The sequence below is a fragment of the Lentibacillus populi genome (assembly GCA_014642895.1).
Taxonomy (GTDB): Bacteria; Bacillota; Bacilli; order Bacillales; family Amphibacillaceae; genus Lentibacillus_C; species Lentibacillus_C populi.
Map to the genome: position 1 here is coordinate 23,578 of BMJD01000003.1, position 21,128 is coordinate 44,705.

14 protein-coding genes and 2 pseudogenes are annotated in these 21,128 nt (G+C 39.2%); 13 read left to right on the forward strand and 3 right to left on the reverse strand.

All coding sequences use genetic code 11. From position 1 onward, the window contains the following. Positions 1–19: 19 nt before the first annotated feature. From IEX12_RS03370 to IEX12_RS03380, 3 genes and pseudogenes are all read left to right on the forward strand, one after another. Positions 20–1,753 carry a sigma 54-interacting transcriptional regulator gene (locus IEX12_RS03370; protein ID WP_155555177.1) on the forward strand — a complete coding sequence of 578 codons (1,734 nt, stop codon included), beginning with the start codon at positions 20–22 and terminating at the stop codon, positions 1,751–1,753. Between the two features lie 60 nt (positions 1,754–1,813). Continuing rightward, a complete protein-coding gene (locus IEX12_RS03375) occupies positions 1,814–2,608 on the forward strand; it encodes a M55 family metallopeptidase (RefSeq protein WP_371871265.1) in 795 nt (264 codons plus the stop codon). A gap of 91 nt (positions 2,609–2,699) precedes the next feature. Further along, a pseudogene (locus IEX12_RS03380) lies at positions 2,700–2,967 on the forward strand (ATP-binding cassette domain-containing protein); the annotation flags it as partial. Between the two features lie 264 nt (positions 2,968–3,231). On the opposite strand, the pseudogene IEX12_RS23250 reads toward IEX12_RS03380, so the two are convergent. After that, a pseudogene (locus IEX12_RS23250) lies at positions 3,232–3,525 on the reverse strand (UPF0236 family transposase-like protein); the annotation flags it as partial. 3 nt (positions 3,526–3,528) lie between these two features. On the opposite strand from IEX12_RS23250, the gene IEX12_RS03385 reads away from it, so the two are divergent. Beyond that, entirely contained in the window at positions 3,529–4,983 is a 1,455-nt protein-coding gene (locus IEX12_RS03385; RefSeq protein WP_155555175.1) for an oxidoreductase, read from the forward strand. Between the two features lie 762 nt (positions 4,984–5,745). Here IEX12_RS03385 and IEX12_RS03390 read toward each other — a convergent pair. Together IEX12_RS03390 and IEX12_RS03395 are read right to left on the reverse strand one after the other, a co-directional pair. Further along, complete coding sequence (locus IEX12_RS03390; protein ID WP_188724653.1) at positions 5,746–6,702, reverse strand: ornithine cyclodeaminase family protein; 957 nt, start codon at positions 6,700–6,702, stop codon at positions 5,746–5,748. A gap of 352 nt (positions 6,703–7,054) precedes the next feature. After that, positions 7,055–8,302, reverse strand: a complete 1,248-nt coding sequence (locus IEX12_RS03395; protein ID WP_155555173.1) for an MFS transporter — start codon at positions 8,300–8,302, stop codon at positions 7,055–7,057. Positions 8,303–8,959: 657 nt separating this feature from the next. On the opposite strand from IEX12_RS03395, the gene IEX12_RS03400 reads away from it, so the two are divergent. The 9 genes from IEX12_RS03400 (at position 8,960) to IEX12_RS03440 (ending at position 21,127) form a co-directional block, all read left to right on the forward strand. Next, complete coding sequence (locus tag IEX12_RS03400) at positions 8,960–10,528, forward strand: PucR family transcriptional regulator (protein ID WP_188724654.1); 1,569 nt, start codon at positions 8,960–8,962, stop codon at positions 10,526–10,528. A 139-nt stretch (positions 10,529–10,667) separates the two neighbouring features. Beyond that, positions 10,668–11,921, forward strand: coding sequence for a M20 family metallo-hydrolase (locus IEX12_RS03405; RefSeq protein WP_188724655.1), 1,254 nt, complete (start codon positions 10,668–10,670; stop codon positions 11,919–11,921). A gap of 12 nt (positions 11,922–11,933) precedes the next feature. Continuing rightward, entirely contained in the window at positions 11,934–12,719 is a 786-nt protein-coding gene (locus IEX12_RS03410) for a dihydroorotate dehydrogenase electron transfer subunit (protein WP_188724656.1), read from the forward strand. Beyond that, on the forward strand, positions 12,716–13,660 hold the full coding sequence (locus IEX12_RS03415; protein WP_188724657.1) for a dihydroorotate dehydrogenase: 945 nt from the start codon (positions 12,716–12,718) through the stop codon (positions 13,658–13,660). Before IEX12_RS03410 ends, IEX12_RS03415 begins: the two co-directional genes overlap by 4 nt. A gap of 23 nt (positions 13,661–13,683) precedes the next feature. Continuing rightward, on the forward strand, positions 13,684–15,081 hold the full coding sequence (gene allB / locus IEX12_RS03420; protein ID WP_188724658.1) for an allantoinase AllB: 1,398 nt from the start codon (positions 13,684–13,686) through the stop codon (positions 15,079–15,081). Between the two features lie 144 nt (positions 15,082–15,225). Beyond that, positions 15,226–16,515, forward strand: a complete 1,290-nt coding sequence (locus IEX12_RS03425) for a CapA family protein (protein ID WP_188724719.1) — start codon at positions 15,226–15,228, stop codon at positions 16,513–16,515. Positions 16,516–16,563: 48 nt separating this feature from the next. Beyond that, the gene (locus IEX12_RS03430) at positions 16,564–17,988 is read left to right on the forward strand and encodes an aspartate ammonia-lyase (protein ID WP_102414547.1); all 1,425 of its coding nucleotides are present in this window, start codon (positions 16,564–16,566) and stop codon (positions 17,986–17,988) included. Between the two features lie 660 nt (positions 17,989–18,648). Beyond that, entirely contained in the window at positions 18,649–19,257 is a 609-nt protein-coding gene (locus tag IEX12_RS03435) for a YvcA-related protein (RefSeq protein WP_102414548.1), read from the forward strand. 7 nt (positions 19,258–19,264) lie between these two features. Continuing rightward, on the forward strand, positions 19,265–21,127 hold the full coding sequence (locus tag IEX12_RS03440) for a DUF6792 domain-containing protein (protein ID WP_102414549.1): 1,863 nt from the start codon (positions 19,265–19,267) through the stop codon (positions 21,125–21,127). Position 21,128 lies beyond the last annotated feature (1 nt).

Sequence of the window (21,128 nt, forward strand, 5' to 3'; positions counted from 1 at the left end):
TACTAGGGAGTAATATAGAATGTTAGAAAGAAAATTAATAATCATTGCAATTCAAGAGGAATATCTAGCTACTATTACCAACCAAGTTAAAGAAGTTTTAGGAGATAAAATTACTATTCATTGCGTAACAGTAAAGGATCTTCAAAAGAATACAGTCGACCATGGAGATGTAGTTGTTATTTCAAATAATCGTATCAAGGGTCTAGTTGAACGGTTTATTCCACATGATTGCACGTGCATTGTGGCAAAACGAGATATTAATTATACAAATACTCATAAATTATTAAAACTTCCACCTGGTAAAAAAATTTTGGTGGTAAACGATAATACATTAAATGCGCGTGAAACAGTTGAATCGTTAAGGGAAATTATATTTGAGCACGAATATATTGCATATACACCAGAAGTGAGTTTGCCTGAAAAAATAGACTATATAGTGACTCCAGGAGAAAAACATCTTCTACCCAATGGATTGACAAATGTGATTGATATCGGTCCGAGACTTTTGGACATTAGTACATTTGGAGAGATAATTGATTTATTGCAACTCAATTTTTCGAAAGCGCATGTATCCAAACGTTATTTCAAATCATGTGTATCATTGGCTGGATATGAGCAATACAGTATGCATGGAGGAAAGGATATCCGAAATATTGCACAATATAGTTTTGAGGATATCATTTCTGTCAGCAGTTCTATGAAAGAAGCTATTCGATGTGCTAAGGTGTACGCAAGAGATATTAGTGTAAAATATATTTACATTGAAGGAAAGCCTGGGACTGGAAAAAGTATGTTTGCCCAAGCAATCCATAATGAATCCATTTTTAGGGATCAGCCATTTATATCGATTGATTGTTCGTCAATTGATTTTAATGTTGCTGAGAAAGTGCTGTTTGGTTCCATGACAGAAGGGTCTATATCATTTGGTTTATTTGAAATCGCTAAAAATGGTACTTTATGTATTGAAAAAATTGATTGCTTGCATCCATCTGTCAAAGAAAGAATCCTTCATTCGTTGAAAAATGGATATTTTGTCCGTTCAACAGACGGCGGTGAAATAAAAGTTGATTGTCGTGTTATTTTTACCAGCAGTGTTTCCTGTGAAGATCTATTTAAAAGTGAAGATTTAAATGATGATTTTTACCATTTAATTTCAGATTATGATCTTCATATTCCTTCACTATCGGAGCGAATGGATGATTTACCTTATTTAATTAACAATATAAAACAAAGAATCAAAAAAGTGGATATTGAAATTGCGGATGAGGTATTGGCGTTTTTCAGAAGTTATAATTGGAAAGGCAACGTAAGGGAACTTTATAACTTAATTACATATATGGTGTCATTGAACGGTAATTATATTGATAGTGCATACCTTCCGATCTTTTTGCGTTCCAACGTAGGACAGGAAAATTTTAACTTGTTTGCAACTGCTGACGAGATTCAAAGTGTGATAGATAAAATAGAAATGCACGGATATCTCGATGAAAGTATAGCGATACTTAGGTCATTTTACGGAGATAAGCAACAGCGTGTGTCCTTCGGGAGGAAAGTTTTGAAAGGTAAATTGGAAAAGATGGGATTAGCCCTATCGGAGCAACAATTGCGTATGAGGTTAGAGATTCTTCAAGAGTTGGGCTTAATTATGGTAAGGCAAGGAAGAGCCGGTTCTACCATTTCACTTGATGGCGAAAAGTTCTTGGAAGGATACAGTAAAATGACAAGCACTGATTCAAAAATATCTATTAAATAATATGTGCTATTCATACATTATTAAGGAGGGAGTAAGCTGAAAATATATATTTCTGCAGATATTGAAGGGGTCTCAGGAGTAGTACATAGCGAACATACTGCTCGGGATGGAAGGGAGCATGATCGAGCCAGAATGTATATGACCAAAGAAGTGAATGCATGTATTGAAGGAGCTTTAGAAGCCGGAGCTACAAGCATAGTAGTCAATGACTCCCACGGAACAATGAGAAATATTTTGCTGGAACATCTACATTCAAAAGCTGAGTTGATTAGTGGTGCACCAAAAAAGTTTGCAATGGTTGAAGGATTAGACGAAACATATGATGCTGCTATATTCATTGGTTATCATACCAGAATGGGTTCAGATGGTATCTTAAATCATACATTCAATGGGCGTGTTGTTCGAAATATAAAAATTAACGGGAAAGCGTACGGAGAATTTGGTTTGAATGCTGCAGTAGCTGGTTATTTTGGGGTACCCGTTGTCATGGTTAGTGGATGTAATCGATTAAGCGAAGAAGCTGCTGAATTGATTCCAAACATTCATACAACAGTTGTAAAAGAAACAATAAATAGAACAACTGCTGTAAATAAGAGCCAAGAGCTAGTGTATCAATTAATTAAAATGGAAACCAGCGCAAGTTTGAATGAAAAAAATAGTATTGAACCCTTTACTTTGGATGGCCCAATTCTTGTGGAAATGTCATTTTTACATTCTGGCTTGGCTGATGCAGCTGAGATTCTGCCTATCGTAAAAAGGAAAGATCCTTTATCAATTGAATATAGGGCCGGAACAATCTTAGAAGCTTATCGTTTTATACGTAGTCTGATTATGATGGCTAATAACAGTATCTAAGTTTAATCTCGATTATTGAATTTGCCGAATGTGTTACTGTTGTTCTCACTCTAGCACAAATGGTTTTATTCCGTTATGAGCGATAAAGGAAGGAGAGGCATTACTGGAAAAAGTCGGTTTACTCGATAAAAACAATCCCCACCCAGGAGTTTTATCAGGTGGACAGCAACAACGGATTGCAATTTTCTAGGGCGTTAGGAATGAACCCAAAACTCATTTTATTTGACGGGCCAACATCTGCCCTTGATCCTAAACTAGTAGGAGAGGTATTGCATGTTATTAAGGATTTGGCTAAGGAAGGAAGATCAATAGTTATTGTAACGCATGAAATGAGATTTGCAAAAAATGTTGCAGATCGAGCATGTGTCAAGCTTTTCTCGACGTTGCTTTCATACCAATATTCCAGGCATCATCATTTTGTACACTTTGTTCGGCTACCGCGCTGTCGCTTGCTGGCCCTGATTTTGTGGTAACGTTCTACAACCCAAGAACGTTACCACAAAATCAGGGTATTATTTATTTAAAGCTTTTAACTAAATGACCCATGGCTGTAGAATGAGCCGTATATAGGCCTATAGCGCCCTGTTTAACCCCCACTAATGGACGGGTTGGATTACGTACATCCTTTTCACTTCTCGTTGCTTTCTAGCACTTCTGTGTTGATGTTTTACATACACGTTCCGCAATGTTTCGTTTAGGATTCCTTGTTTTCACTTTAACCATGGCTTCTCCTCCTTCTGAACTCCAATGCATGCCTCTCTTTTTCATGTGGAAAGAAATGTGCCGTTGATTGGATTCCATCGCTCCCAAGCTTCTGCGTCCTTCGGTGGATTTTCTACTACTTCTCGCCAGTCGAAAATTCGCTCCCAGTTGTTCGTAATATACGTGCGAAATGCTTTTACCTTTTCTATTCTTTTTGCATGAGCCCAGTCCTTAATCAACGTGACGATGAGTATGGTAGGGATATTATCGGGCGTATGCGATTTTCAGTTGAAGTTGTAAAGGCTATCCGCAAAGTCGTTTCTGATAATTTTATCATTAGTTTTCGTATGTCAGGTGATCCGATGACAGATGTGCTAGGTCTGGATCAAGAAGATATGTTCGAAATTGCTCAACGATTAGATGCTATCAATTGTATTGACCTTTTTAATATAAGTGGTGGAACTGGAGCGATTTTGGGTGCCCAAGATAAAACAATCCCACCTGATTCCTATCCGGTGCGGTGCTTCAATCATTTAGCTAAGAAAATGAGGCCCCACCTTTCTGTGCCTGTTCTTGCAGCCGGAAGGATTGTTAAACCAATACATGCAGAACAGTCACTAACAGAGGGGGATTGTGATCTCGTTGCAATGACTAGGGCCATTATTGCAGATCCGAATATGCCTGTTCTATCTTATGAAGGGAAAGATAAGCAAATTCGGCCATGTATCGGTACGAATCAAGGCTGCATTGGAAGAACCGCGGCAGGATTGTCACTCGGTTGCACAGTCAACCCAGGCGTTGCCAATGATCATCTTCATGACTATGCGGAAATGGTGTACTTTCAGCGTGTCGTTGTTGTAGGTGGTGGACCAGCCGGAATGGAAGCAGCTCGGGTTGCAGCGGAACGAGGGCATGAGGTCATCTTGTTTGAGGCAGAAGCAAAGCTCGGAGGCCAGGCGGCATATGGTGCGTTACAGCCTGATCGCGGTCATTTTGGGTTGCACATGGAATGGCTGATATCTGAATTACATCGCTTGGGTGTAAATGTTTATTGTAATGTGGAAGCAACTCAAGATATTTTCATGAAAATGCACCCGGACTGTATCATAGTAGCTACTGGTGCACGAACAATCGTCCCCCGTGAAGCGGCAGGAATTGCTGTACCGTCCATTACGGATGTTGAAGTATTAGATGCGAATCCCACTTTTTTTACTGATAAAGATGTTTTTGTTTATGATCCTAGTGGCATGCGTGGGTGTTACACCTCCAATATTGTCAAAAAAGCGGGGGCTAACCATGTAGAACTTTCGACACTTGGGGAGACAGTCCTTGACGATGTGGATAATACGAATAAGCCTAGCATGTATAAACGATTAAGAGAGTACAATATTTTGTGCACACCCAATCAACGCCTAATTGGGACCGAGAATGGGGAGATTGTCCTCCAAGATGTTTGGTCAAACGAATTCCGCTATATTTCCGAATTTGATATATGTGTTTTTGCTGGCTATCGAACATCGAGATTCGAAATAGCAGATTCTTTACAAACTCAGATTCCCGTTCATACTATTGGGGATTGTGTCGCCCCTCGTTCAATGTATGAAGCGATTGCAGAAGGTGTTAGAATTGGCAATGAAATTGGTTCACATAAAAAGGTACAAACATTTAGTTGAACTTATTACTAGCTAGAAAAATATAGCTGTATCAAATAATTGGATATATTCTTTTGATATTAAAAATAGGGCCTTGCTATCGTATCTAAAGATAGGTTAAGGTTCTTTTATTTTTTCTGTTAAACCTGGATCAATATTTACTATCCATATTCCGCGCCCACCCCCACAACCCAAAATTATTTCACACCTAATAAGGAAGGATATTGTCATCTAACACAGAAAAATCTTGTGGACAATGTACCCGCGCGGAATCTGGAATAAGTTTACCTTTCAAATGCATAAAATGGATTGATACCGTTTGAACATCCTAAGATCTTTTGTATCTTTCATGGCTGATTTGACGGCTTGAATTTCGGGATCAGATTATCCTTTTGGAAAATATTTTTCATTTTGTCCACCTCAATGGGTATTGAGTTATCTACCCAATAACATTCGACAGAACTTCTTGAATTCCTTTATTTTCTTCTATATTGATGTACAATTGAATACCAGTATAGAAGAATGCAAAACGGAAAGAAGGGAAATTACACCTCCTTTCCGTTTTTTTGTGTGTTAGTGTGTGCACACCCTTTGCTAGGAGGTAAGGAATCCCTGTAGCAGTATATTAAATTTTTATTAAGTGGTTTAAGGAAAGGCTTACTCTAACTGAGGGAGAAGATCGGATTATTGTAAAAATATGGTAATAAAAGTCTTTTTTGTTCGTGTTCAAAAAAACTGGGATGAAAGCGAATTCTTATACATAATCATGAACCATTCCATTTATTATATATCCACGTCGATCCCGATATTTAGCCGCAAAGCTTCTTTATACACAAAATAAGCTGCAGCGACATCCTCTATGGCTAGGCCGTTTGATTTAAACATCGTGATTTGATTAGCGGAAGTTCGTTGAATGGATTTTCCAACGATTAAATCTGTCAGTTCACTCACGCGATTCCATACAGCAATGCCTTCTTTATTGGCAATAACCAAATCACCAGATTCCATTTTCGACTGTTCGATTGAATCTGTTATAATGAGATCCGCTCGATTCACGGCTTCACCGTCGATTTCACGCTCATATACTCTGTTATTTCCTATTGCATTCAGATGCACGCCTTTGTTTATTAAATCTCCTGATAAAATAGGTTGGGGTGCACTTGTTGCCGTTGTAATAATATCTGCATCTTTTACTGCACGTTCAATATTTTCTGCTGGTTTTAATTCTGCACTAACCTGGGGTTGGAGTCTGTGGCAGAAATCGTTAACTGATTTTGGATGACGGCTCCAGACATAGACGCGATCTAAATCTCTTACCTCGCAGATCGCTTTTAGTTGCGTTTCAGCTTGAAAGCCTGTCCCAAGTAACGCGGCCACCTTGGAATGTGGAACTGCTAAATAATCCGTAGCCAAACCAGTTACAGCACCCGTACGAATTCTTCCTAATTCATCTGCTTCCATCAAGCATAGCAGATCTCCCTCACCTGAAAAAAGGAGGAAATATGCAATGGGATCTTTAGCCATTGTCGTAAATGTATAATTTTTAACTCCCATAATATTTGCTTCAGGTATGGAGGCTGACATGGTGTTAAGTGTGGTATTTTCAATTGCCACACGGGCTCTTGGCTGATTTTGTGCTCGATTAAGGCCAAGCTCCATAAGTCCATATTTTACAGCTTCAATGGCCTTTTTCATTGGTAATAATGATACAACGCTCTTCTCGGATAGAAATAAAGTCATTCTCTTTCTCCCTCTGTAATTTTTCGTATCCTCTATAGCTTACTTTATACATTGGTAAACTGTATCTTCATACTTAAGGGAACATTTTCATGTCCCCTTAAGTAACGTATAGTTTGCTCTCATTTCACTACCTTGAGAAAGCACATATTCGTCTATCCCAGGCATCCAGCTCATTCCCGCTTTCACGGCTTTGAGATAGAAACTTGGGGAGACAGGCCTTCGTGATTTTACATTTACATCAAAATACATCTGCCTGGCATATAAAAAGAATAACGCATATTAAATAAGTTATATGATTTTATGCGCTTACTTCATTGTAATACATTGCAAAAATAAAGGTAAATAAACTTGTTTAGCTTATTTCCTTACCTTTCGTTTCCGGTACTAAAAATAACATGGCTAGTGCAGCAATGATATAGACCCCGGAAATCAAACCTAAAGCGGAACTTATGGTACCATGCATTGCCATGGCACCAATGGCTAATGGTCCAAGTCCGCCTAAAGCACGTCCAACATTCCATACGAAGTTTTGGGCTGTAGACCGAACCTCTGTTGTATAATGCTCTGATATGACCGCACCATAACCGCCCATCATACCATTTACAAGAAACCCCAGCAGCGCACCAAACAGAATTAATAATAATGGAACGGAAAATTGAAAGTAAATCCAAATACCAAGAGCACTACAAACTTGAAATAGGATAAATGAGGGCTTGCGTCCTAATTTATCAGCAAGAACACCGAACACCAATATACCAAGAACCATACCAATGGTGGTTACAACTGTCCAAATAGTCGTACCGCTAAACGAAAAACCAACCTCTTGCGCTAGTGCAGTTGGAACCCAGGTCATGACCCCATAAAAGCCAAAGTTTTGGACGCCGCAAATAATGATAAGCCCAATTGTGATACTCACTTTTTTAGGGGAATCGAAAATTTGTTTTATGGGTACTTTATTGCCTGTATCTTTTCTTTTTGCTTTACTTTGCTTCCACAATTCGGGTTCCTTCATTCCTTTTCGGACCCAGAAGGCAAATATTGCCGGTAGTACCCCGAATAGAAAAACGCCGCGCCAACCAAAATAGGGAGCAATAATTGCCGTAGCTAATGACGCAAGTATAATCCCTACCTGATACCCTACTGCCACACCTGAAGTTGCACGAGATCGTTTTTTCTTAGGCCAGGTTTCGGTAACAAGAGTCATGCCTATGCCGAATTCCCCTCCTAAACCAAGTCCCGCTAAAAAACGATAGGCAGCAAAGTCCCAAAAACCAACTGCCAGCGCACAAAGACCGGTGAATATAGAAAAAATGAGAACTGTCCATGAAAAAACTCTGACTCTACCATATATATCAGCTAATATACCAAAAATAATCCCGCCAACAACCGCTCCAAGCATGGTAATGGTCGATAGTGCTCCTCCCTCTACCGTACTCAAAGATAGGCCGGCAATAATAAGCGGAAGTGTGAAAGACAAAACCATCAGATCCAAACCATCAAGCATGTACCCGACACCAGATGCCCATAACGTCTGCCATTGGTACTTTTTAGATTCCGGCTGCACATCTTGCGTTTCTTGCGATTCCATCACTAGCGACATAAAAATCCTCCTCTTTTGAATTATATTCTGAACCAGAGGGAGCTCCTACACATTTACCGAACGAGTTCCTTCTCTATCATTTCATGAAAAATAAATATGTGTAATTCATCCTCCCCCAACGCCTTTCGAATAAAAATGGTGCACCCTATTACTGATTATAGTTATGGAATAAAACATTAGATTACCATCTTTTAGAATATAGAAAGGGCTTCCAATTTTCTTGAACCTGTAAAAAGATAAACTGATTTTACCATAAATCATGCGTAATAGTATTGTCGATAGAAACAAAATAAAAGTCGAAATATTGTCTATAGAAACATAATACGATATGATATGCTTATTACTTTATCATCTGTTGTCAACGGTTTCATTCACCATAAATGAAACCGTTAGGATAACACAACGTCTTTCTTCAAAAGGTAAGAAAGTATAAAAATCCTGGCTCTATTCTACTCATGTCAGGGTAGGCCACGTCCGGCTCCAGCGCCCAGCGGCTAGTATGCTTCCTTCACCTTCGTACGATAAGTCAACATCGGTTCGCTTCCAGCTCACCGTGTTTCCTTTATCTCCTACGGCTCAGTCCAGCATATACGCCGCTAACCGGGCGCTTGCGCCTTTGTTCTTTAAAACCAAGTATATAAAAATGGGGTGAAATAGATGGGAATAACATTAGAAAGTGCAATGAAAATAGGTGGTTTAAAAGAATGCCGTATTTTAACAGGGAAAGAAGGTTTATCGAAGACAATTGATAATGTAACGATTATGGAAGTGCCTGATATCACACGCTGGTTGAAGGGGAAAGAACTCTTGATCACCAGTTTTTTTGCTAAACATGAGCCATTTGAACAACGGCGGTTTATCCAGCAACTCTCTGCTGTTAATACCTCTGCTTTAGCAATCAAACCATATCATTTTTTAGGTGAAATTCCTGCATTTATATTGGAAGAAGCGGAGAAGTATGGTCTTCCAATCATAGAAATACCTGAAAAGATTAGTTATCTGGATATATTATCTCCCGTTATGAGTGCTATTTTTAACGATAAAGCATTACTTCAGGATGATATGGAACAAGCGAACAAGATTCTGCGAGAAGTTTCCATAAATGGTGGGAAAGTCACTGATTTTATTAAGGCATTAGAATTTCTTACTAGAAGTGTGGTTACGATAGAAAGCTGGTTACCTTTTATAAAACTTCCAAATCCACATTTCGAGATAATGCCTATAATGGAAGAAGAAACGAGAGAACTGGAGCTAATCAAACATCCTATTCGCTTAAAGCGTCAGCGTAATGGGAAAGAAGTGTCATGTATTGTTGCACCCATCTTGTTAGATGGCGTGATGTATGGTTACGTCACAAGCTGGGGATATCAAACTGAAAACCTACAATTATATCTATCGATATTGGAACAAGCGTCTGTGTTTTTATCTCTTGAGTTTTTAAGGCTTAAAGTAAAACATGATGTGGAACAACAATATAAAAATGACTTCATTCAGGAATTGCTTTTCAATAACGCCATGAACTTCCAGGACATCATAGAAAAGGGGAAAAAATATCAATTTGATAATGAAAAATTGTACACCTGTATTCTATTGAAAACAGGAAACAAAGAAGTAGATGCGACAAAAATTAGCCGGGTGGACTATATTATTCGGCAAAAATGGCCTGATGCCATCATAGGTAATATTCGTGACTATGTATGTGTGATTTTTCCCGTTAATGATAACGAGTGGAAGGATCAATGCAACGTCTTATGTAATTATTTGGATGCTTATGTGGAACGGCGATTTGTAGCTAATATGGGTATTGGACAAACACACACGGGAATAACAGGATTACGTAAAAGTTTTATTCAAGCAGAGCACGCACTGAAATTAGGAAGTTATTTAATAACCCCTGTAACGATTGCTTTCTATGACGATTTAGGTGTTTACCGACTGCTTGGAGAGCTGATTGGAAGTAAAGAGCTAACCGACTTTTTCAATAAAACAGTAGATAGACTAATCAAATACGATGAATCCCATCATTTAAAGCTCATGGAAACATTGAAAGCTTATTTTAAACATAATGAAAACCTGAAAGAAACGTCTCGTTCGCTATATATTCACGTGAATACACTAAAATACAGAATTCAGAAAATCGCCTCTATAACGGGATATTCATTGCATGATACAGACGGAAAAATGATGTTGTATCTAGGATTGAAAATAAATGAATTGTCGATATAGAGTTGTTGTTACGGACAATAAAATCAAAAAAAACATGTACTAAAAGACAAAGAAATTTTAAAAACGTTTTCATATAATGGAGGTAAGAAATGAAGTATAACAATAAAAAGAATATGTAATTTTTGGGGGGATATGCACGATGAGTATTCGTCGGATTGAACAAACGCTACATCAATTCAACAAGATAGGTTACTCAGAAGATGGCATGAATCGGTTGGCATATACAAAGAGCGAACGTAAAGCGAAAGAACTTTTTAAAGAACTATGTGAAAGTGAAAATTTACGTGTGCGAATGGATCATGCTGGAAATATGATTGCACGAAGAGAAGGAGTAAATCCAACATTACCCCCTGTTTTGACTGGTTCACATCTTGATACTGTTATCAATGGCGGAAAATATGACGGGACGGTTGGTGTTGTTGCTGCAATTGAATTAATCCGTCGTCTAAATGAGCAACAAATACAAACCAATCATCCAATTGAGATCATTAGTTTTGCTGCTGAAGAGTCATCAAGGTTTGGTTTGGCTACAATTGGAAGTAAGAGTATGGCTGGAAATTTTAAACCCCGTAACGTTGAAAACTTAAAGGATAAAAACGGCATAAATTTAGAAGATGCCTTTTTTCATGCGGGGTTAAATTTAAGTCAAGTGGAAGAAGCATCTAGAAAAAATGAAACGATTAAAGCATTTTTTGAAGTTCATATTGAGCAAGGGCCTGTATTAGAGAGGGAACAATTGGATATTGGGGTTGTAACAGGAATTGCAGCACCAACCCGTTTAAAGGTGACAGTCAAAGGAAAAGCGTCACATTCCGGTACTACACCTATGGATTTTCGAAACGATGCGTTTTTGGGCGCTTCCGAAATTGGCTTGGCTGTGGAAAGAGCGGCGAAAGCGGAGGCGGACAATGGAACAGTTGCTACAGTAGGAGACTGTACCATTGCCCCCGGTGCCATGAATGTTGTTCCGGATACAGCGGAGATGAAAATTGATATACGGAGCGTTGACATGGAATCCAAGCAAAAGGTGATGAAATATGTAAAGGATGCCATTAAAAATGTAGAACGTAAAAGAGGGCTCTCGGTACATTCTGAATTATTGACGAACGATGAGCCCGTCATATTAAAACAACATGTTACTTCTTCTATTTTGCAGACATGTGAACAATTGAGTGTTTCCTATCGGGAAATGGCGAGTGGGGCAGGCCATGACGCGATGAATATGGCGAGGATTTGTCCAACAGGATTGATTTTTATTCCTTGTCGGAATGGTTTAAGTCATCACAAAGATGAATTTTCCTCGCTTGATGCCATTGGAATCGCTTGTGATGTATTGGAAAAAGAAGTATTAAAATGGGCACTGTCAGCGAATCGAAACGCAATTCCAAAATAGTGGAGGTATAGCATGAAGGACTATAATTTAACCGTATTATCGAATCGACAAGTAAGCAGCCGTTATTGGCATATGATATTAGATTCGTCCATCATTGAGGAAGACATAGAACCGGGTCAATTCTTTAATATAAAATCTACTGTTCATCAGACGTATTATCCTTTACTAAGAAGGCCATTTAGCATTTACTTGATCAATGATGACGCGTTAGAGTTTCTTTATAAGGTTGAAGGGGCTGGGACGAAGCAGTTAACAACGTATCAGCCAGGCGAAAAAGTCAACATACTCGGGCCGGCAGGGGTTCCTTTCTCGATAAAAAAAGATTGCAAAAAGATGTTGCTTTTAGCGAGGGGTGTAGGCATTGCCACACTTGCAGCGCTTTCTCAAAAAGCGGCTCAAATGAATATTGACATATATGCGATTTTAAGTGCAAGAAAGCAGGATGACTTATTAGCCACGAAGACAATGGAGAAATATTGTAAAAACGTTTATTGTGTCACAGAGGAAGATGGAACAAGTGATGTCGAAAATGTGCGTGAAATAATGCATGACTTGATAGAGACGCATCATATCGATGCAGCATACACCTGTGGATCAAAACGGTTGTCTATGCTCTTGCAGAAAATGACAAAAGCAAATGGAATCACCAGCCAGGTTGCGTTAGAGGAATACATGGCATGCGGGATGGGGGTTTGCTACTCGTGTGTGTGTGACGTGAAAAGGCAAGGCGTGATACATACCGTTAGATCTTGTGAAGATGGCCCTGTTTTTCCGCTTGAGGAGGTGGTTTTCCAATGATGAAAAAGGAGTTGAAGATGGAAGTAGATATTGGCGGAGTGAAAATAGCAAATCCTGTTATGCCTGCTTCGGGAGCTTTCGGCGAAGGGATGGACACAGTTATTGATTTTAATCTCCTTGGTGCACTTATACCTAAAAGTATAACAAAATACCCGCAAAGGGGTAACAGAAACCCTCGGGCATGTGAAACCAAGGGTGGAATGATTAATTCGATTGGTATTCAAAGCAAGGGGCTAAATTACTATTTAGAAGAAACAATTCCGTATTACGAACAATACAGTGCACCATTAATATCCAGTATTTCTGCCGAGTCCATTGGTGAATTTGCTGAAATGTCCAGCATTATTGCATCGATTCCAAGCGTGGCCGCGCTTGAATTAAATATATCGTGTCCTAATTTAAAAAATAATGGTCAGGCATTTGGAATGAGTGATGAGGTTACCTATCAATTGGTTGATAGGGTGAGAGAGGTAACAGATAAACCACTGCTTGTAAAACTGACGCCAAATGTTACGGATATTCAATCGATTGCTTTAGCTGCAGAAAGTGCTGGAGCAAATTCCTTGGTTGTTGCAAATACACCTTTGGCAATGGCAATTGATATTCATACCCGTCGCCCCAAAATCGGAAATATTATGGGTGGATTATCGGGACCTGCGATTAAACCGATCATTGTCAGGCAAATATATCAGGTTCGTGAAGTATCCCGGCTTCCCATTATCGGATGCGGCGGTGTCATGACGTCTGAAGATGCGATTGAAATGATGCTGGCTGGCGCATCAGCAGTGCAAGTAGGAACAGCAAATTTCGTATCCCCAACAGCAATGATCGATATTATAGAGGGCATTCAAACCTATATGGAAGAACATCAACTAAATAGTCTCGGTGAGCTTATTGGCGGAGTGATTGTTACAAATCAATGGGAAGAGGATTATATCTAATAAAAAGAAAGAGGGTATTAGGAATGGCAGAGTGGGATCATATTATAAAAAATGGGAAAATTACAACTTCAGATGAATGTTACGATGGTACTATTTATATCAAGGATGGAAAAATTGCCGCAATTACGTCTGAGGAATTACCTGGGGAGGCTGATGAAACGACGGATGCTGCCGGATGTTATGTATTGCCTGGATTAATGGACACGCATATTCATTCGAGGGATCCGGGATCAACGCATAAGGAGGACTTTCACCACTCTACGTTAGCAGCAGCTGCTGGTGGCATCACGCTCGTATTTGAGATGCCTAATACGAATCCCCCTATCAATAATGTGGAAAACTTGGAGAATCAAGTTCAAAATCTTTCAAAAAAAGCAAACGTAGATTTTGGCGTTTGGGGAATTTGTTTAGGAGACTTAAATTTAGATAGCATTCAGCCCCTTTATGAATCGGGTGTCATCGGATTTAAATTTTTCTGGGGGTATGCTATCAAACGGGATACGTACGAATTGGTTTATAATTATAGTCCTGACATGAAAGACATTATTCCTCCGCTTGATGATGGTGAGGTTTATAAACTATTTAGAGAGGTTGCAAAAACAGGCAAAGTTTTGGCTATCCATGCAGAAAATAATGAATTAATTCATCAGTTGACCAATGAAGTTCAAAACGATGGGCGCAAAGATTATGAGGCACTTGTTGAGGGAAGACCGGACCTTGCTGAATTGACCACCATCCAAACTGGAATTGCTTTTGCTAAAGATACAGGAGCACGATTGCATATACTTCATATTACATCTGAGAAGGGAGTGGATGCGGTTAAAGACGCACAGGAAAAGGGAGAAAATATTACGTCTGAGACCTGTCCCCATTTTCTCTTTTTGAATGCTGATGACTATCAAGCTATTGGGCCGATGATGAAGGTTTATCCGCCTGTGAAGTATAAAACAGACCAGGATAAACTTTGGGAACGCATTCAAGATGGTACTATTTCGATTGTTTGCTCTGATCATGCACCACATACAGAAGAAGAAAAAGATGGTGATTTGTGGTCGATTCCGGCTGGTATGTGCGGGGTGGAAACGACGGTTCCGCTAATGCTAAATGCCGTAAATGAAGGGAAAATTACGCTTCAACAAATGGTAGCATTGTTGTCTACGAACCCTGCTAAACAATTTGATATTTATCCAAAGAAGGGTTCGCTTCAAATTGGTTCAGACGCCGATATAACGATTGTCGATCTTAAGCAGCCGTTTGAAATAAAAAGAGAGCATTTGCATAGTAAAAGTAAAGTTACCGCGTTTGATGGTTTCCAGGGATTTGGGAAACCGCTAGCGACGATCGTTCGCGGCAAAACTGTTATGAAAAATGGCGAAATTGTTCATGAACACCAGGGTCAATGGATTAAACCGGTTGATTGAAGGTTCAAGGGCGATTGATTAACATTCGCGCAGGAAACGCCCACTGTAGGGAAAGGGATACAGAAAATAGATACCCTCTGTCCGCTCTTATACATGGGCGTTTATGAAAAAGAAAAGAGGTGTATGGTGTTGGAAAAAGAAAAAATGACGATTGTAGCAACTGGCGATAGCTTTATTACTCGAAAGTTACCTTCGCATTCGGGGCTTTCTTTCCAAGGAATTTCTCGATTGCTGCAACATGCAGATGTGCGTTTCACAAACCTTGAGATAACAACGCATCATATGGAAGGTTATCCGTCAGCTGTAAGCGGTGGAACTTGGGCAATGGCATCGCCGGATGTATTACATGATTTGAAGGCATATGGGTTTAATTTATATGCATGGGCAAATAACCATACGATGGATTATTCACATGGTGGTTTGTTGGCAACCAAAAGGTATTTAAATGAACATGGCTTCGTTCATGGTGGGGTCGGAGAAAATCTGGCAGAAGCCAGCTCACCAGCATATCTTGAAACCCTTTCTGGCAGAGTTGCTTTAATTAGTGCAACTTCTACCTTCCACGAATCATGGCGGGCAGGAGAACAGCGGCCTGATATGATTGGAAGACCTGGAGTTAATCCATTGCGATATAGCACGACACACTTTGTTACTAAACCAGAGATGAAACAACTTCAAGAAATTGCGGATAGCACGTTCATCAATGCCGATCATAATTTGGCGGTTAAAGAAGGGTTTGAGGTTGAGAAGGAAGATGAATTTTCGTTTGGTCCGTTACGTTTTAAAACAGGGGAAACACGACGAAAAGAAACGGAACCTCTTCCATCTGATATGAAGCGATTAGAAAACGCTATACTTGAGGCACGTCGACAGGCTGATGTTGTGATTGTTAGTATTCATTCACATGAAATGAAAGAGGAAAATAAAGCATTGCCCGCGCAGTTTTTAGAGATGGCAGCAAGGAATTGCATTGATAGTGGCGCAGACGCTGTTATTGGTCATGGTCCACATATATTGCGAGGAATTGAGCTATACCGGGAGAAACCTATTTTTTATAGCTTGGGGAATTTCATTTTTCATAATGAGGCAGTATCAGCTCTTCCAGCGGATTTTTATGAAAAATATCATTTAAGCCATCAACATAATGTAGCTGATGCTCTTGACCAAAGAAGCGATAATAATACAAAAGGTCTGGGGGTTAATCCTTATGTATGGGAATCTGTTATTGCAGAATGGGATATGAAGGGGAAGAATATAACGGGTATTCGTCTTCATCCAATAGAACTTGGGTTTGGCCTGCCAAGGTATAAGAGAGGCTGGCCAGCACTTTCGGATGAGAATAGTAATCGTATTTTAAAAAACTTGCAGAAATTGAGCCAACCATACGGAACAAATATGGACATAGAGGATGGAGTAGGGATAATTCGTCTTTGAAAATGTAATAAAAATAATAGATTAGTATTTATACAGGAAGTGCATATAGTGGAAAGAACATATTTTAGAATTGAAAAAGATTCTTTAGGTCAAAAAGCTGTTTCTCAAGATGTTTATTATGGAGCACAAACCTTACGTGCTCTTGAAAATTTTCCTATCACCGAAATCCCCATTCATAAAGAGTTGATTCTGGCGCTTGCCGAGGTGAAAAAAGCGGCGGCACTCGCTAATATGTGTACAAGCATGTTGCCGGAAAAGATTGGTGAGGCCATTGTAAGCGCCGCTGATGAAGTAATTGACGGGAAGTATGCAGATCAATTTGTCGTTGATTCTATTCAGGGTGGAGCAGGTACTTCCATTAATATGAATATGAATGAAGTTTTGGCCAATATTGCCTTGGAAAAATTGGGACGGGAGAAAGGAGATTATGATTTCTGTTCTCCAAATACGCATGTCAACATGTCCCAATCTACGAATGATACAATACCAACGGCTTTAAAAATTGCTTCTTACCGAATGGCGCAGGAACTGATCACGACTATGACGACGTTAAAAATAGAACTGATGAAGAAAGAAGCAGAATTCCAGAGCGTGTTGAAAATGGGACGGACCCACTTGCAGGATGCGGTTCCTATCCGGTTAAGCCAGGAATTCGGCGCCTATTCTGAGGTCGTCGGTCGGGATATTCGCAGGATTAAGCAGGCTGCAGAGGAAATGCTGTCGGTTAATTTGGGCGCCACTGCTGTTGGGACAGGCCTTAATGCCAAACCCGAATATGTAGAAAAGGCCGTCACACAATTATCTGCACAGCTTGGTATAAAGTTGCATTTGGCAAAGGATTTAGTCGACGGGACACAGAATACGGATGGATATACAACTCTATCAGCGGTATTAAAAGTGTCGGCAATGAACTTGTCTAAAATTTGCAATGATATTCGCATGATGGCGTCCGGTCCGATGACTGGGCTTCGGGAAATCAAGCTTCCTGCCAAACAGCCTGGCTCGTCCATTATGCCAGGAAAAGTAAACCCGGTCATGATTGAAGTGGTGAATCAGGTCGCATTTCAAGTCGCAGGCAATGATCAATCGATCTGCATGGCTTCTGAAGCAGGACAATTTGAATTAAATGTGATGGGACCAGTCATCATTTTTAACTTGCTGCAATCATTAAAAATCATGAACAACGGTTTGGATGTATTTACCCGTTATGCTATTAATGGAATGGAAGCCAATGTAGAGCGGTGTCGCGAATATGTGGAAGAAAGTTATGGCATCATTACAGCTTTGAATCCACATCTGGGATACGAAGCAGCTGCAAAAGTAGTCAAGCAAGCAACAGAAACAGGATTGACGATCAAAGAAATCTGCACGAAGCATGAGCTTTTACCAGAAAAAGAATTAGATATCATTTTGGACCCGCGTGAGATGACTACACCGGGTATTGCTGGAAGTGAATTTTTGACAAAAAAATAGTAGGGAGGTGCCTGTAACCTCCTGAATGTGCTCTCAAGAGGGGAGTGGTTTGAAAGGTAGAGTCTGTGAGAGGCTATGCCTTTCGCTTTGACCGAAGCAGTTGTTCCAATAATGAGCTAAACCTGAATAAAAACATCATGACTAGCATAGACGGAATGCGAACAGTGGAAAAGGAACCGTAAAAAAACCCAACCAACAAAACCATCCCAATTCGTCACAATAATTCCCCAGATAATCCTTTATCTTTTACCTGCCCTTTACTAATTTAAGAAATTCATTTAAATTCATCGAGCTTCAGGACTTAGGGTTTTAACCGTATCAATTAACTGAATAAGATCCTCCGGTAAATCATGTAGATCCCTTGAGAAAAATGATGATAGATCGGTATCGATTGATGTAAGGAATAAAAGCAATCCGTTCGTAAATGAATATATCACCGGGGGTTCATTTGCACCTAGATCAAAAAACCTATGACAATAGAATTATTTTTATGAATATTCACTCCGAAACTACACTTCTGACGCTCCACTATGTATACTAAAACCAAGTATGTGCAGAAATGATAGCTAGACAACGAGAAGGATATTGGAGGCTGAAAATGTGAAATATTGGATCCATGTCTTGTTATCCATATCGATTATACTGCTGGGAGGCTGTCAAATGGATAATGATAAACCAAATGCAAAACCATCCGAAATGAATCCGGAAGACCTGCCGGATGTAAGAGCATTTAATGACGAATTTACCCGCGACTTTTTACAATCCACGGAGGAAACAAGACCAGGCTATTACCCGTTTTTATCGGGGACAGGGGCATATAAGATGGATTTTCCAGCTGGTGGGATAGTTGGTGAAAAAGGGTATGGAATAATAAAAGAGAAAAAAGAAGGATATCTAATTGGTATTGAAAATGAAGATGGCACTGGTTCTTCGATTACTATTAACTATTATTCTCATCCTAAAGCAGATGATATAGAAATTCATTTAGAACAGCTGGAAGATAGACTGGGAACAGATGTTGAATTCAAAAAAATGAATAGTGATGGTGATAAGCAATTGCTCTATTTTACTGATGCAGGTTTGGATGGGGAATTTTATACTTTTGCAGGTTATGTACAAAATGAAGTAAATAATGGCGGAATTGAAGTTATTTATAATACAAGATGTATAGATTCCGAAGAAAAATGTACGGAAAGAAAAGAAAAGGAAAAAGAACGTGTTATTAAATGGATGAAATCAATCCAGTTCGTGAATAAAGATAGGAAGTGACTGGTTAATGAATGATGCAATTATAAATTCACCTGAAATGAGGTTAAGGTTAATCCAGTTAGAATACGGGGACTTACCTGAAGAGGAATTTAAAGAGAAGGTAAAGAGGATATACTTAGAAGAAACGGGAAAGGAGTTGACTGCAAATATTAAGGTACGTACATCAAAAGAAGCCAAAATAGGTAACGATTCGGGGTATGACGGCACGGCAATTTATTTTAATTCCAGGGAAAATGATATTAAGGAAGTTTATATTATATCCCAGGGTAGCCAGGGTATGGAGGATTGGAAATATAATTTGGAAGCGATGTTAGCAGGACAAAACATTAGTCAGGCTAAAGATACTGACGAATTTGTAAAAGATGTGAAGAACCATTTTAATATTCAAGAAGTTGAAAAAGAAAAAAAAGAAAATTCCACGCCTATTATTGGTTTATCACATTCATTAGCGCATAACAATAATACAACTGCCTATTTACTATACGATACTTTCGATGAAGTATACAGTGTAAATGGAGCACAGACAAATTATTATCAGCTTTTTAATGCAGATAACGAATTAAAAAAAAGAGTAGAAGAGAAATTTTCTATTTCGACTACAGACCCCGATGCTATTTACAACATCGATCCAGAAAAACTACGAGCATTCGCAGAAAATCACTACAAAGGCAAAGCCAAAAACATCCACCAAATTATTTCCGAAGATGATCCACTATACGCCGTCAGCGGTGTACGCGGATTCTTCACTCTTGGTGATGTGAGACCTATTGATACTATTCCGGGCTATCCAGGGCTTCGTTCCATCATGGATGACATTCCGGATGACGTTGTGAAGGATTTGCAGGAGCTTGCTATTCAATACACTGTCTCTTCCCAAAATGGTGGGGCAAATGCTGCTATTCAGGATTTGTTAGGCGTAAACATGGATGTCGTTAACCAATTTGATGGAATTTGGAGTGTGACAAAGATATATGCGACAAACCAGTCCGAGATTGATACGATGATTCGTGATGTAAACGATAAGCTTCCTGGACTACTCACACAAATAAAAACGGTCACAACGAATGCTGATGTGATCTTTCAGCGATTTGTAGATGCCAGATATATCAGTGTTGATCAAAAGAATTTAATCGTCACCGAACTTATGAACATTCAGAAAGAGCTGGATGGGATGCAAAAATCTATTTCGACATTGGTAGATATACGCAATATGCACAATTTTTCTGCACAGCTTGGCGGGGATATTGGCACTTATTTGAATATTAAGGATCGTGCTGAGGCAATTAAGGAAAGCTTGAGTAAGCTTAACAATAAGGAATTTCAAAAGTTGCTGAAAATGATTGGAAGTGGGCACCAAATACAGGGGATCCTTGAGGCAATGGGAGAAGGAAACAAATCTTATTTAGGTACAGATATGATCCTCACTACCAGTGGGAAAGAGAAAATCCAGGTAAATATTTCGGCCGCTTTACGTATGTATGATGAGGGAAAAGGAGTGCTGGAGGATAAATTATCGGAGATTAAGAGACTGCAAGTAGCGATCGAAAGAGAAATTGTTCAATGCTACAAAGAAAAAAGGACAGCAGTAATGAATAAAATCTTTGATATGGAATCAAACCCGAGAACGTATACATATCTTCTCAGAAAACATGTTTATTTTTCCCGTTTGGATAAATCAATCATCGGCATCAATGTGCATGAAGCATTTTTTCCGATTGATCATGCTGCCATCGATGACAGGATAAACAGTTTAAATGAAAGTGTGGAAAAAGGATATACCCATCTCGAAAACTATCGAACGGCAATAGAAGATTTATTTGAGGAAGAAGAAAAGATAGCAAATTTATTTGATGTTGTTGGAGGGCTTTAAA